The sequence below is a fragment of the Achromobacter sp. D7-1 genome (assembly GCF_059760445.1).
This window is the reverse complement of the sequence record NZ_JCBAMT010000050.1, coordinates 1-14136: the sequence shown is the minus strand read 5'-3', so window position 1 is coordinate 14136 and position 14136 is coordinate 1. Positions and strand designations below refer to the sequence as shown.

Below are 14136 nucleotides of genomic sequence, written 5' to 3'. Positions count from 1 at the left end.
TCAGGTACTGCGGTTTATCAGGCGGGACATGGCCTCGATGGCCAGTTCATAGCCATCGCCGCCCAGCCCCGCGATGACGCCATCGGCGGCCTTGGAAATATACGAATGATGGCGGAAGGCCTCGCGCCGCCAGATATTGCTCATGTGGACCTCGATGATCCTGCCCGGGAAGGATAGCAAGGCATCGAGGATGGGCACCGATGAATAGGTCAGGCCGGCCGCGTTGATGATGACGCCCTGCGCGCTGCCGCGGGCTTCCTGTATCCAGTCGACCAGCTGGCCTTCGTGGTTGGACTGGACGAAGTTCAGCTGGATGCCCAGCGAGGCAGCCTTGCTTTCGCAGCGCTGCTGCAACACGGGAAAGCTGTCCGAACCGTAGGTCTTGTTGGCATCCAGTCCGTAGAGATTGGCGTTCGGCCCGTTGAGGAACCAGACGGTGGAGGATGATGGGGTCGCGCTCGGCGTCGTCATGGCGGCTGTCTCAGGTTTCGTGGGGAAGGGTCGCCTGCATGGCAGGCAATTGGTTGAACTCGGCGAACCACGCTGCGGCGCGTGGATGCGCAGCGCGCCAGTCCAGCTCGGGAAAACGGAAATCCAGATATCCCAAGGCGCAGCCGATGGTCAGGTCGCCGATGCTCGGATGCGCTTGCGGCAGACTGTCGGCCTGCGCCTCGATTTCCGTCAGGCAGGCCTGCACCTTGACCAGCTGCGCCTCGCGCCACTGCGGCCATTGGATTTCGGCCGGCCGGGCCGTGTGTTCGTAGCGCGCCAGCAGCGCGGCATCCAGCAGGCCGTCGCCCAGCGCTTGGCGCGTCAATGCCAGCCAGCGCGCCTCGCCAGCCGGAAACAGCTGCGTGTCACCGGCGGCACCGGCCAGGTATTCGCAGATCACGCGGCTGTCGTAGAGCGCCCTGCCGTCCGGCAGGATCAGGGTCGGCACCTTGGCCAGCGGATTGTGGGCGGCGATGCGCGCATCGCGGTTCACCGGATGCGCAGCGCTGGCCAGCCATTCGATCCGTTCAGCCTGGCCGGTCAGGTGCGCGCAAGCCATCACCTTGCGCACGAAAGGAGATGTCGGGGCATAGAGTAGTTTCAATCCAGTCTCCGGAGGTCAGGGTTTGAGGACCAGCTTGCCGAACACCTTGCCGCTCTCCAGCAACTGGTGCGCGCGCACGGCATCGGCCAGGGGCAGGCTTTGCGACATCTTGGGTCGGATGCTGCCGGCGGCTACCAAGGGCAGCACGTGACGCCTGAGCGCGGCGGCCATGCGGGCTTTCTCGGCATCGGTCTGCGGGCGCATGGTCGAGGAATGCAGGCTCAACTGCTTTTGCATCAAGGTCAGCAGTTCCACGTTGACGGCCGATCCCTGCAGGAAGGAAAGGCTCACGTGGCGTCCACCGAATGCCAGCGCCTGCAGATTGCGCCGCACATAGTCGCCGCCGACGATATCCAGCACCACGTCGACGCCACGGCCTTCAGTGAGGGTGTCGCAGGCCGCCACAAAATCCGTGTCGTGAAAGCAGATCACCTCGGCGGCGCCGAGCTCGCGCAGGGCGTCGAAGCGGTCACGTTCGCCATCGGTCACGACCACCCGCGCGCCGGCGGCGTGCGCCATCTGGATGGCCAGCGTGCCGATGCCGCCGCCTCCGCCGTGGATCAGCACAGTCTCGCCCATGCGCAAGCGGCCCAGCTCGAACAGGTTGTGCCAGACGGTGAACAGCCCTTCCGGCAGGGCGCTCGCCTCCGCGTCGTCCAGCCCCTGAGGCGCAGGCAGGGAATGATCCACCCGCGCCACGCACCACGGCGCATAGCCGCCGCCCGCCAGCAGGCTCATGAGACGCTGCCCGCGCAAGGACTCCGGCACGCCGGGGCCGCAGGCGGCCACCTCGCCGCAGGCCTCCAGTCCGAGCACGTCGGTCACGCCCGGCGCCGGCTTGCTCAAGCCCTGGCGCTGCATGATGTCGGGCCGGTTGATGCCGGCCGAATGCACGCGCAGCAACACTTCGCCGGGCCCCGGTGTGGGTACCGGCCGGTCTGCCAGCGTCAACACCGTGGCATCGCCGGGCTCGCGGGCGATGACGGCTTGCATTTCAACAGGGATCTGGTTCATGGCGTTGTGCCTCGCGGACGAATGGAAACTGGGCGGCCGCGCAGGCGCGGCCGCCAGGAAGGGTGGAACCTCGTGCGATAACCCTGTCTTCAGGACGATGCCTTGAAGACGCTGACCCCGTGGCCGGGCAGCGCAAGCCCCGCCACGGCGCCCACGGGCCATTCATGGATGCAATTCAGATCGGAGGTGCGCACCATGACGTGCTGGCGTCCTTCCACGGGGATATGCACCTCCAGGTACAGATCCACGTGGTCGCCCTGGAACACGTGATTGACGACCGTGCCGCTCAGGACCGACCCGCTATGCAGGTTTTCCAGCTTGATATGTTCGGGCCGCACGTAGAGATCGAGCCGGTGTCCCTCGTGCGAGCCGCCCACCAGGCGGTGGCGGGGAATATGCGTCAGCCCCCCGCCCAGGCGCAACTGGATGGTTTCGGCGCTGGAGCCGTGATAGTGCGCGGGCAGGATGTTGACGTCGCCCAGGAACGACGCAACGAAAGGATCCTGCGGATTGCGATACAGCTCGTCGGGGGCTGCGACCTGCCGGATCACTCCCTGGCTCATGACCGCAATGCGGTCCGACATGCTCAGGGCTTCGCCCTGGTCATGGGTGACGAATATCGTCGTGACACCCAACTTGCGCTGGATATCGCGGATCTCCACCTGCATGGCGCCGCGCAAGCCTTTGTCCAGCGCGGAGAATGGCTCGTCGAGCAACAGCACCTTGGGACGGATCACCAGCGCCCGCGCCAGCGCCACCCGCTGCTGCTGCCCGCCGGACAGCTCGCGCGGTTTGCGCTCGCCCAATCCGTCCAGCTTGACCAGGGCCATGGCTTCGCGCACCCGCTGCTCGATCTCGGCGGCCGGCACACGCCGCATCCGCAGGCCATAAGCAATGTTGCGTTCCACCGTCATGTGCGGGAACAGCGCGTAGTTCTGGAACACGATGCCGATCTGGCGCTGATACGGCGGCAGTGCCGTGACCGGCCTGCCGTCGATGAAGATCTCACCGCCGTCCGCGTCGGCAAAGCCCGCGATCAGGTTCAACAAGGTGGTCTTGCCGCAGCCCGACGGGCCCAGCAGCGTCAGGAACTCGCCGCGCTCGATGTTCAGGGACACCTGTTGCAGCACCGTGTGATCACGGTATTTCTTGACCACTCCCTCCAGGCTGACCGCGCTGGAGCTATCGGAGGCAAAGGGGCGATTCGGCATGGCTGCTGCACTCATGGAGTTCAGTCTCCCGACGCAAAAATCCCGGGAAAAACAGGCGGTGGCCGCATGGCACGCAAGGGTGCGACGTCAGCGTTCTGGTGGATTCAAGAATACGGCAAAGCCCTTTTTGCAGTGCGTTGCCGATGCTGATGGGGGCCATCGGAAAAACGAAATCGCGATGCCGCAGGCGTGACGGCCCTCGCCGCCCACGTAAACCGGCACCTTTGCTTTTTCCTAAGTCAGCCGTCCGAAAAACGAAGTTATCAACTCGGCGCTTCGAGATCACACTGCGTGCCTATCGTTCAGTGCGCATCTGAAGCCTGCGCGCGGTTCGTCGGCCTTCTTGTCCTTGATCTTCGTGTCAGCATCGAGACGCACCAGGGTCTCGGTATTTCTTAGGATCTTGCAATGTCAATTGAAAAAACCAATACGCTGGTGATCGGCGCCGGCCAGGCCGGCATCGCGATGAGCGAGCACCTTGGCGCCATGGGGGTTCCGCATATCGTGCTGGAACGCAAGCGGATCGCCGAACGCTGGCGCTCCGAACGCTGGGACTCGCTGGTCGCCAACGGCCCCGCCTGGCACGACCGCTTTCCCGGCTTGAAATTCGATGACGTCGGGCCCGACGTCTTTCCGCCCAAGGAGCGCATGGCCCAGTACTTCGAGGACTACGCCAAGATGCTCAAGGCGCCGGTGCGCACCGGCGTCGAAGTCCTGCGCGTCAAGCGCAATGACAAGCGCCCAGGCTTCACCGTCACCACCTCCGAAGGCACTATCGAGGCCCAGCACGTGGTCGCCGCGACCGGCCCCTTCCAGGTCCCCACCTTCCCGAAAATCGTGCCGGAAAGCGCCGGCATCCAGCAGCTGCATTCCTCGGCCTACAAGAACCCGGGCCAACTGGCCGACGGCGCCGTGCTCGTGGTCGGCGCCGGGGCCTCCGGCTCGCAGATCGCCGAAGAACTGCGCCAGGCCGGCCGCACCGTCTACCTGTCGGTGGGCGAACACTACCGTCCGCCGCGCTCCTACCGTGAACGCGACTACTGCTGGTGGCTGGGCGCGCTGGGCATGTGGGATGAAGTCAAGAAAAAGCCCAAGCGCGAACACGTCGCCTTCGCCGTGAGCGGCTATGAAAACGGCAAGACCGTCGACTTCCGGCGCCTGGCCCGCGACGGCATCCAGCTCGTCGGCATCACGACCTCCTACGAAAACGGCGTGCTGCACTTCGCCGACAACCTCGGCCGCGACGTCGCCCAGGGCGATGCCGACTACTTCGAAGTCCTGCGCGAAGCCGACGCCTACATCGAGCAGAACGGCCTGGACCTGCCGCCCGAGCCCGATGCCTGGAAACTGCTGCCCGATCCGGAGTGCCTTACCTACCCCATCCTGAGCCTGAACCTGGCCGAGGCCGGCATCAAGACCATACTGTGGGCGACCGGCTTCAAGGTCGACTTCAGCTGGATCGACGTCGACACCTTCGACGAGAACGGCTACCCCATCCACAAGCGTGGCATCTCGGCCGAAAAAGGCATCTATTTCCTCGGCCTGCCCAACCTCACCAACCGCAGCTCTTCCTTCATCTGGGGGGTTTGGCACGACGCCCGCTACATCGCCGACCATATCGGCATCCATCTGGATTACCTGGCGTACAAGAAGGAATGACGGGATAGGCGGGCAGCTTGCCCCAGGCCGAATGCAAAAAACCCGCAACTCTGGTGAGAATGCGGGTTTTTTTGCAGATGCTCGCAATAACGCTGGAGCATCGAATTCTTGGTGCCGACGGCGAGACTCGAACTCGCACAGCTTTCGCCACTACCCCCTCAAGATAGCGTGTCTACCAATTTCACCACGTCGGCTAACTTCAGCCAGAAAAGCGTGCTTTCCTGGAAAGTCGAACATTCTATCACGCAAATCGGGAATCAGGTGGTTCCGTGCCGCTTTGTGGCTGGAAGGCTACCAATCCGTCCCCAAGAACTATCCAGAGGGGCCGAGGACGCCCCTCCCCTCGCCTATCAGTTGATCTGCAGGTTGGTCGCCTTGACGACTTCGCCCCACTTGCGGGTTTCGCTTTCCATGAAGGCCTTGAACGTTTGCGGCGTGTTGGGCGGCGGGGGCATCAGGAAGCCGTTGGTCTGGTAGCTGGCGGCCAGGGCGGCGTCGGAGGCCAGGGCCTTGTTGATGGCGGCGTTGACCTTCTGGACGATATCCGGCGGCGTGCCGGCGGGCGCAAACACGCCAAACCAGGCCGCCACGTCGAAGCCTTCCACGCCCGATTCGGCGATGGTGGGGATTTCCGGGGCGAACGGCACGCGGCTGCCGGTGGTGACTGCCAAACCGGTCAGCTTGCCGGCGCGCACATGCGGCAGCAGCGGCGGCAGGTTGTCGAAGATGGAGTCGACTTGTCCGCCCAACAGGTCGGCCACGGCCGGGCCGCTGCCGCGGTACGGGACGTGCAGGATGTCGATGCCGGTCTTCATCTTGAAGAGTTCGCAGCCCAGGTGGGCGGACGAGCCGTTGCCGGGCGAGGCGCAAGTCAGCTTGCCCGGATTCTTCTTGGCGTAGGCGATGTATTCCTGCACCGACTTGACCGGCACGCTGGCGTTGACGGCCAGGATGTTGGGCACCACATTCAGCAAGGCGACGGCGTCCAGATCCTTGAGCGCGTCATAGGACATCTTGGAATAGAGCGACTGGTTGATCGCGGTGGAAATCGATCCCACGAACAGGGTGTAGCCGTCGGGCGCCGAACGGGCGACGGACTCGGCGCCGATGTTGCTGTTGGCGCCAGGCTTGTTCTCCACCACGAAGGTCTGGCCGAATTCCTTGCCCAGCACGTCGGCGATCATGCGGGCGCTGATGTCGGTAGTGCCGCCCGGGGCGTAGCCCACGACCAGCCGCACCGGCTTGGTCGGATAGGCGCCGGCCTGGGCCTGCGCCGGGCCGCTGGCGACGCACGCCAGCACCGCTGCCGCGCCGGCCAGTTTGGTATAGATCTTCTTCATGTTTCCTCCTGTCGAAAACGAGTGGGCGCGCATGGGCATGCGCACCGTCTTTTTTGTTGTTGTGCGGGCAGTCCTGCCCGGCGCGGCGGCGCCGCCCAGGTCAGGCGGAGCCTGCGGGCCGCAAGGGCGCGATCAGGTCCGGGGTGAGGTCGGCCAGCGTGGCGCAGCCCAGCAGCGCCATGTTGGTCGAAATCTCGCTGCGGAATATCTCCGCGACCTTGCGGATGCCGGCGCTGCCGGCCACGGCCGCGCCGAACAACTGGGGCCGGCCGGTGAAGACCATGCGCGCGCCCAGGGCCACGGCCTTGAGCACGTCGGAACCGCGGCGAAAGCCGCCGTCCACCATGACCGGGAAACCGGACGGCACCGCGGCCGCCACATCGGGTAGTGCCTGCAAGGGCGAAATGCAGCCGTCGAGCTGGCGTCCGCCGTGGTTCGACACGATCACGCCGTCGGCGCCCGCCGCGCAAGCCAGCCTCGCATCGTCGGGATGCATCACGCCCTTGAGCACCAGCTTGCCCGGCCAGTTCTCGCGGATCCAACGGATGTGTTCCCACGAGAGCTTGTCGCGTTCGCCGCGAAAGCCGTTGGGCGGGTCCTGGGTGATGGGCGGACCGATTTCCTCGTACAGGTTCGAGAACCTGGGGATGCCGCTGCCCAGCAGCGTGCGCAGAAAGACATTGAAGCTCCAGCGCGGATGCCGCATGCCGTCCAGCATGACGCTGGGGCTCATCTTGAAGGGTACGGTGAAGGACAGTTTCTGCAGGTTTTCGCGGTTGGCGCCGACGCAGGTGTCGATGGTCACCACCAACACCGGGATCTCGGCCTGGCGCAAGCGCGCCATAAGCTTGCCGATGCGCTCGGTGTTGCCCGGCAGATAGGCCTGGTACCAGCAGCGCTTGCCGGTGGCCTGCTGCAAACGTTCCAGCGGCACGCTGGAAGCGCCGCTGATGATGAACGGAATCCCGGCCTGCTGGGCCGCCTGCGCCAACGCCAGGTCGCACTCGTGCATAACGATGGCGGAGAACCCGGTGGGCGCGAACCCCAGCGGCATGGCGTAGCTCTGGCCGTAGAGTTCGACCTGGCTGCTGCGCTGGTCGACCACGCGCAGGCCGCGTGGCCGGAAACCTACGTCGCCCAGCGCCCGCACGCTCTCGGTCAGCGAAGCGCCGTCCTCGGTGCCGCCACACACGTAGCCTTCGACGCAGCGCGGCATGATGCGCCGCGCTGCGCGCTCGAAGTCGCGCACGGACAGGCAGCGGTCCAGACGGCTCATGCAGCCACCGGCGAGCCGGCTTGCGCGCGCAGCGCCTGCATGCAGGCATCCAGCGAACGGTCCTGTGTGTCCTGGTAGAGCGCCAGCTCGTCCTGCACCTGGGCGCCCAGGGCCTGCTCGAAGGCGGCCTGGCTGGCGTTCTGTGCGTACTCGGCCTGGGCCTTGTCGCCCAGATTGGATTGGAAGATGCCGGCGGCGCTGACGGGCAGGAAATCCTCGTACACCAGCGGCTCGAAGCGGATGTAGCCTTGGGCTATCAGGTCTTGCAGGCCGGCGTCGGGATCCCCGCCCTCCTTGCCTGTCAGGAAGTAGCGGAAGTACGCCAACCCTTGCGCATGCAGTTGCTCGTAGTCGTCCGGGAACGCGGCAAAGCAGTCCTGCAGGTTCTGCATGTAGGCGGCGGCGTTGCCTTCGTTGGGCGCGCCGCTGATGCGGCTGCGGGCCAGGTCCAGCAATTCGTCATACAGCGCCCGGCCCTTGCGGGTCAGCGCCACGCCGCGCTGCTCGATCTCGCCGAAGCGCGCCGTGTGGCTGCCGGCGGCGGACTGGCCGGCGGCGCCGGCGAACAGGACCGCTTCCTCCAGCGCCTTGAAGCTGGTCTGGCGCAACAGGATCGGGCATTTGCGCGGCGGCGGGCCTTCGATAACGGCCTTGGCGGACACGCCGCGGCGCGGCATCTCGGCCTGGGCCTCATCGATGTCCAGCGTGCGCGGCGTCAGGTGGTTGATGTGCGGGCCCTTGAAGGCCACCACGTCGGCGATCAGGCGATGCAGGCCGTGCAGTTCATGGTAGTCGTCCAGGCTGACGGTCGCCTCGCTGTGCCAGCGGAAGGTGTGCAGGGCTTCGGCCACGAACTCGCAGGCATCGGCTTCTTCCAGCCCGCCCTGCGCTTCAAAGCGGGCGGCGAGTTCCAGCGCGCGCGCGGTGAAGATCTGGCGCGCGGCCAGGATGCGGGCGGCCTTCGCGCGCAGCGCCGCGTCATCGATCAGTTCCAGCCGCAGCAGCGAGGTGAAGACGCGGAACGGGCTGGCCTGCAGCGATGCTTCGTGGGTGGCGCGGAAAGCGGTCGAATGCACCGGCACGCCGGCCGGCGACAGGTCGTAATAGCCTACCGGCTGCATGCCCATCACGGCGAACACGCGCCGCATATTGGCGAGCTCCTGCGCGGTGCCGACGCGGATCGCGCCGTGGCGCTCGACGTCCAGGCGCTCGATCTCGCCGGTGCGCGCCAGTTGCGCGGCCAGTTCGGGTTGTGCTGCCAGGGTTTGGGCGTTGACCTGGGCCACCAGGTCCAGCAGCGTGTCGTACAGCGGCACTTCCGACTTGTACATGTCGGACATGGCGCGGGAGAACCAGGCGCGGATCTGATCCGGATTGACGAAATTCTGACTCATGGCGGGCTCGGCACATCGGTAAACAAGGATGGCCCGCATGACATCATGCGCCGCGCCCGCAATCAAATGAAAAAAATCGGCTTAATCAGTCCGTTTTTTCATGGACCGCGCCCGCTGGGCGTCGCGCTCGCGCTTGCGTGCGGCTTCTTCCTCCACCCAGGCGACGAACTGCTTGATCTTGGGCACTTCGGCCGAGTGCTCGGAATACGCGACGAAGTACGCGCCATCACTGGGTTGCACGTAATCCCAGGGAATCACCAGTTTGCCGGCCTGCAGCTCTTCTTCGGCCAGCAGGCGCGGCGTCAGCGCCACGCCGCAACCCCCTTCGGCGGCGCGCACGCACATGTAGAAGGTATCGAAGCGGGGACCGTGGTAGCTGCGGTCGGACTGGAATTGCTGGCGCGAGAAGTAGTCGTGCCAGGCCTCCGGGCGCGAGGCGCACTGGATCAGCGCCTGCGCGCTCAATGCTTCCAGGCTATCGACCCTGTCGCCTGGCAGAAAGCCGGGCGCGCACACCGGCACCACCTCGGCCTCGAACAGTTCGCGGCACTGCGCCCCCGGCAGGGTGCCGTGGCCGAAGAAAAAGGAGATGTCGATCTTGGCCTGCATCAGGTCGAAGGGCCGGGTTTCGCTGCGCACCTTGACCTGGATGTCCGGATGCGCGGCCATGAAGCCTTGCAGGCGTGGGATCAGCCAGCGCGCGCCGAAGGTGGGCTGGGTGCCAATGGTGAGCACCTGGGTCTCGCTGCCGTAGGTCAGGATGTAGCGCGATGACATGTCCACCTGGTTCAGGATGGCCCTGACCTCGGACTGGTACAAGGCCCCGGCGGGCGTCAGTTGCAGGCGCCGCCGCACGCGCAGGAACAGCGGATTGCGCAGCAGCGCCTCCAGCTGCGCGATCTGTTTGCTGATCGCGCTCTGGGTCATATGCAGTTCCTCGGCGGCGCGCGTGAAGCTCATGTGCCGCGCCACCGCCTCGAAACATTGCAGCGCCATCATCGATGGCATCAAACGCTTTTCCATGGGGCCGATCCGGGTATGCCTGTGCTGGCGGCGGCCCGCGTCTCATCGCAGGCCGCCGCGCTTGCGGCATTATCGCAGGCCCGCCATCACCACTGGTATCCCACCCCCGCCGCGCCGCCGAAGTCGCCGCGGGAGGTGCCGTTGGCCGACACCTTGTAGACCCAGCGCCCGCCGCTGGAAACCCGCGACAGCCCCATGGCATAGCCGGACTCGCCGTTCCAGGTGCCGCCGGCCAGGGACAGCATGTTGCGCCCCGGCAAGTAGGCTTGCGGCAGCGAGGCCGTCGCCATGGCGGCGGCCACGCCCGCGCTCAGCATGCGCTCCTGGGAATCCAGGTCGCTGCGCAGGTTCTGCAAGGAGTGTTCGACGGCGCCCACTCGCGCTTCGCTCGCGCTGCTGGCGGCACGCAGCTGCCCCACGTTGACGGCGTCGGAGTCCTCGCTGCCTGCCGCCACGCCCGTCATCTGGCGCCCGCCCACGTTCACCTCGCCTGTCGAGCTTTGGGGCTGCGCCATGCCATAGGCCGCGTAGTTTTCCTGCGCGCCGCGCGCTGCGGTGGAACCGGCCCCCAGCGCCACGCTGTTGGGCGCCGCCGCGACCGCGCCGGTGCCCACCGCGACGCTCTGGGTGGCCGCGGACGATTCCGCGCCCACCGACACGCTGCGATCCGCCTCCGAACCGCGCCCGGCATTCGAGCCGATCGATACGTTGTCGCTGCCGCGCACGCCCGAACCCGCGGCCGTGCCCTGCGCCACGTTGTTGTTGCCGACGACCTCGCGGCCGGCGGCCAGGCCGCTTGCCGTATTGCCGTCGCCCTGCACGCCATAGCCCGCGTAGGCGCCGGCGGCCAGGTTGTTGGCGCCGGTCACGTTCTGCCCGGCATTCTTGCCCTGCGCCAGATTGCCTTCGCCTTCCACGTTCTGGCCCGCGTTCTGGCCCAGCGCCAGATTGCCGTCGCCGACGACATTGCGGCCGGCTTCCTGGCCGAAGGCCGAGTTGCCGTTGCCGGTGACGTTGCGCCCCGCATTGGTGCCATAGGCGGCATTGTTGTTGCCCACCGTGTCGGTGCCAGCCCAGAAGCCATAGGCATCGTTGTAGTCGCCCGTGACGTTCTGGCCGGCGCTGCGGCCGAACGACTGGTTCCAGCCGCCTTGCACATTGGTGCCGGCGTAGTAGCCGATGGCCTGGTTGGCGTTCTTGCCGCCGACCGTGGAACCCGCGCCCTCGCCAATGGCGACGTTCCAATTGGTGCTCACGTCCTTGCCGGCGCCGTTGCCCAGGCCGATGTTGTTGCTGCCGGTCACGTTGGTGCCGGCGCTCTTGCCTATCGCCTGATTGCTCTTGCCGGTCACGCCCTGGCCGGCGCCTGGGCCGTAGCCGAGGTTGCTGCCGTCCCACTTTACGGGCGGTGCGGTCTGCGCCTGCGCGGCCGCCCCCCCGGCCAGCGCGCCCACCAGGACCGCCACCGACAAACCGTTGGCGGCCAAAATTGCGTATGTGTGCTTCATGAGTATGTTGGTAGTTTGTTGTTGCGGACCGGCCGGACGCGCACCCCGATGCGCGCCCGGCCCGTTCATGCCAGGACCATCACAGATGCAGCGCCATGGCGGGATCGCTGACGCTCGCGCGGCCGTTCTCCATGCGCCCGGCGAAGCGGCGCTCGAAGCCCTCTGCGGTGACGGTGAAGTCGTACCAATTACCGCTTTCCTTGATGGACCAGTGGTGTTCAGCCACCTTGCCCGGCTCGACCGCCAGGGTCCAGGGGCCGTCCTTGCGGTAGGCGTTGGACTGCAGGTTTGCCTGCAGGCTGGCCGTGCCGCGGTTGGAAACCTTCACGTACAGGGCGCCGCCCGCCGGCTCGTAGCAGACCTGCACTTCCAGCGCCGCGCCGCGCTGGGTGTTGCCGGAAAAGGTCCGCACGAAGCCGTTGCTGCTGTAGACCCACAGGTCATAGTCGCCGCCGGTCCACGTGTCGGACAGCGTCTTGCCCGCTTCCACGGTGTAGCGCCGCGGAATCAGGTCCAGGTTGCGCTTGTCGTACACATGGAACACGGCGCCGGCTTCGCCGGTGTTGCTGAACAGCAGTTCGACCGAGCCGTCCGCACCCAGCCGGGCGCTGGTGTGCAGCTCATAGGGCAGCGCGCGCGACAGCCGCGTGCCGGTCTCCTGGAACAGCGGCTGCGGGATGGCGGGCGCCTGGGTCACCGCGGTCGTGGGCAGCAGCTTCTGCGCCGCGTTGACCGCGGGAAAGTTGCTAGTGTCGGGCAGCGTGGGCACGCGCGGATCGTTGGGACTGACGAAGTCGAAGCAGGTGGTCAGGTCGCCGCAGACCGCGCGGCTCCACGGGCTGATGGCGTCGACCTTGATGTCGAATCGCTGCTCCAGGAAGCGACCCACCGAGGTGTGGTCGAACACCTGCGAGTTGACCCAACCGCCCTTGCTCCACGGCGACACCACGTACATCGGCACGCGCGAACTCAGGCCCCACGGACGGATGTTGCCGGTGATCTTGTCCTCGGCCTTCAGGTAGTTGCCCACGGAAGCATCGAAGTACTCGCCTTCCAGCGGCACGGTGGACTTGCCCATCAGCACGCCGTTGGCGTCATAGGACGGCACCGCCGGCATGGCCGCGTGGTCGAAGAAGCCGTCGTTCTCGTCGAAGGTCACGAACAGCGCGGTCTTGCTCCAGACTTCGGGATTGGAGGTCAGCGCGTCCAGCACGTCGGCGATGAAGTCGGCCGCGCCGGCCACGCCTTCGCTACTGCCCGGATGCTCGGCCAAGGCTTGCGTGGGCAGCACCCACGACACCTGCGGCAAGGTGCCATTGGCCACGTCCTGCTTGAGCTGCGCGAGGAAATTGACGGCGCCGTCGTTCTTCTCCGGGCCGCCAGTCAGACCGTGCTCATAGATCGGCGAGCCCGGCTGCGCGGTGCGGAAGCTCTTGAAGGCCAGGCAGCCGTGCATGGCGCCGGTCCAGTTGTTGTTCATGTTCTGGTAGATATGCCAGCTAACGCCGGCGCGCTGCAGCAGATCGGGCAAGGTGTCCCACTTGAAGGCGCTGTTCTTGTACTTGTAGTTGTAGGCGCCGGTCGCGGGGTCGATCTGGCCCGAACCGTCCGTCAGCTGCGCCCGGCCCGCGACCCAGTTGGACGGGCTCGGCCAGCAGCGCGAGTTGACGGGTTCCGAATCGGTGTCCGTGCTGTTCACCCCCAGTTTGCGCAGTTCGGGATTGGCGTTCGCGCCCGACCAGAACACGATGCGGTTCGGGTCGGTGCCGGTCAGGATGGAACAGTGGTAGCCATCGCAAACCGTGAAGGCGTCGGCCAGCGCGAACTGGTACGGAATGTCCTCGCGCATGAAGAAGCCCATGGTGGCCTGGTTCTTGTACTGGATCCACTGGTCCATCTTGCCCTGGTTCCAGGCCGCCTGCTGATCGGGGAAATTGTGCGGCGTGCCGGACCCGATCAGCGCGTTGCTGGTCCTGGAGTCGCGGCGGAAGGGCTGGATGTCCTGGCCGCCCTTGGGATCGGGCTGGAAGAACACCGATTTGCCGCTGGCCAGCGGAATCGGGAAACGGTCGCCGAAGCCGCGCACGCCGCGCATGGTGCCGAAATAGTGGTCGAACGAACGGTTCTCCTGCATCAGGATCACGATGTGCTTGATGTCCTTGATCGTGCCGCTGTCGACCGCGGCGGGAACCGCCAGCGCGCGCTGGATCGAGGCGGGCAGCAAGGCCATCGCCGACAGGGCGCCGGCGGCCTGGGCCGAGGCGCGGAAGAACTGCCGGCGGCCCGGCAAAGCCGGGGACACGCTGGCGAAAGGCGAGGAATAGGTCTTGGTCATGGGGCTACTCTTGCGTTGGGTTGGGCGGAACGAGCGTTCAGGGCGCGCAGCGCAATTGCGGCGCGGGCGGCTGCGGCTCGGGCTGTCCGGTCTCGGGCGGCGAGGTCGCGCCGTCGTCCGAGTCGTCGTCGCCGCCGCAGGCGGCAAGGGTCAGGCTCAGGGCGATGGCCGCAACAAGGGCGCGGCCCAGTGCAAAGTACGGGGTCATGAAAACTCCTGGTCGGGGAACGTTGCCGGGTCCGTCCGGCAGAAAACCTATCGGGGCGCGGCGGCCCGGCGG

13 protein-coding genes and 1 tRNA gene are annotated in these 14136 nt (G+C 66.3%); 2 read left to right on the top strand and 12 right to left on the bottom strand.

Going from position 1 to position 14136, the window contains the following annotated elements; genetic code table 11:
• The 4 genes from AC6LKD_RS20350 to AC6LKD_RS20335 all read right to left on the bottom strand — a co-directional run bounded on the left by AC6LKD_RS20350 (position 1) and on the right by AC6LKD_RS20335 (position 3321).
• Positions 1-471 (bottom strand): type II 3-dehydroquinate dehydratase, encoded by a 471-nt coding sequence (locus AC6LKD_RS20350; RefSeq protein WP_013391966.1) that lies wholly within the window; start codon positions 469-471, stop codon positions 1-3.
• Between the two features lie 10 nt (positions 472-481).
• The gene (locus AC6LKD_RS20345; protein ID WP_207468655.1) at positions 482-1096 is read right to left on the bottom strand and encodes a glutathione S-transferase; all 615 of its coding nucleotides are present in this window, start codon (positions 1094-1096) and stop codon (positions 482-484) included.
• A gap of 15 nt (positions 1097-1111) precedes the next feature.
• Entirely contained in the window at positions 1112-2110 is a 999-nt protein-coding gene (locus AC6LKD_RS20340; protein WP_498117284.1) for an NAD(P)H-quinone oxidoreductase, read from the bottom strand.
• An 89-nt stretch (positions 2111-2199) separates the two neighbouring features.
• Positions 2200-3321 (bottom strand): ABC transporter ATP-binding protein, encoded by a 1122-nt coding sequence (locus tag AC6LKD_RS20335; protein ID WP_041652541.1) that lies wholly within the window; start codon positions 3319-3321, stop codon positions 2200-2202.
• On the opposite strand from AC6LKD_RS20335, the gene AC6LKD_RS20330 reads away from it, so the two are divergent.
• The gene (locus AC6LKD_RS20330) at positions 3320-3514 is read left to right on the top strand and encodes a hypothetical protein (protein ID WP_492277232.1); all 195 of its coding nucleotides are present in this window, start codon (positions 3320-3322) and stop codon (positions 3512-3514) included. The two genes, AC6LKD_RS20335 and AC6LKD_RS20330, sit on opposite strands and share 2 nt — an antisense overlap.
• 215 nt (positions 3515-3729) lie before the next feature.
• Complete coding sequence (locus tag AC6LKD_RS20325; RefSeq protein ID WP_492277233.1) at positions 3730-4980, top strand: flavin-containing monooxygenase; 1251 nt, start codon at positions 3730-3732, stop codon at positions 4978-4980.
• Positions 4981-5089: 109 nt separating this feature from the next.
• Here the strand turns inward: AC6LKD_RS20325 and AC6LKD_RS20320 are convergent.
• The 8 genes from AC6LKD_RS20320 to AC6LKD_RS20285 form a co-directional block, all read right to left on the bottom strand.
• Positions 5090-5174 (bottom strand) — tRNA-Leu (locus AC6LKD_RS20320).
• Positions 5175-5330: 156 nt separating this feature from the next.
• Positions 5331-6320 (bottom strand): Bug family tripartite tricarboxylate transporter substrate binding protein, encoded by a 990-nt coding sequence (locus tag AC6LKD_RS20315; RefSeq protein ID WP_498117283.1) that lies wholly within the window; start codon positions 6318-6320, stop codon positions 5331-5333.
• Between the two features lie 100 nt (positions 6321-6420).
• On the bottom strand, positions 6421-7596 hold the full coding sequence (locus AC6LKD_RS20310; protein WP_498117282.1) for an alpha-hydroxy acid oxidase: 1176 nt from the start codon (positions 7594-7596) through the stop codon (positions 6421-6423).
• Positions 7593-8990 (bottom strand): 2-oxoadipate dioxygenase/decarboxylase HglS, encoded by a 1398-nt coding sequence (gene hglS, locus AC6LKD_RS20305; protein WP_498117280.1) that lies wholly within the window; start codon positions 8988-8990, stop codon positions 7593-7595. Before hglS ends, AC6LKD_RS20310 begins: the two co-directional genes overlap by 4 nt.
• Before the next feature lie 81 nt (positions 8991-9071).
• Positions 9072-10013: a LysR substrate-binding domain-containing protein gene (locus AC6LKD_RS20300; protein ID WP_119450858.1), complete on the bottom strand. Its 942-nt coding sequence runs from the start codon at positions 10011-10013 to the stop codon at positions 9072-9074.
• 86 nt (positions 10014-10099) lie between these two features.
• The gene (locus AC6LKD_RS20295; RefSeq protein WP_498117279.1) at positions 10100-11521 is read right to left on the bottom strand and encodes a YadA family autotransporter adhesin; all 1422 of its coding nucleotides are present in this window, start codon (positions 11519-11521) and stop codon (positions 10100-10102) included.
• 79 nt (positions 11522-11600) lie between these two features.
• Positions 11601-13856: a phosphocholine-specific phospholipase C gene (locus tag AC6LKD_RS20290; RefSeq protein ID WP_498117278.1), complete on the bottom strand. Its 2256-nt coding sequence runs from the start codon at positions 13854-13856 to the stop codon at positions 11601-11603.
• A gap of 37 nt (positions 13857-13893) precedes the next feature.
• A complete protein-coding gene (locus AC6LKD_RS20285; RefSeq protein ID WP_013391955.1) occupies positions 13894-14064 on the bottom strand; it encodes a hypothetical protein in 171 nt (56 codons plus the stop codon).
• Positions 14065-14136 lie beyond the last annotated feature (72 nt).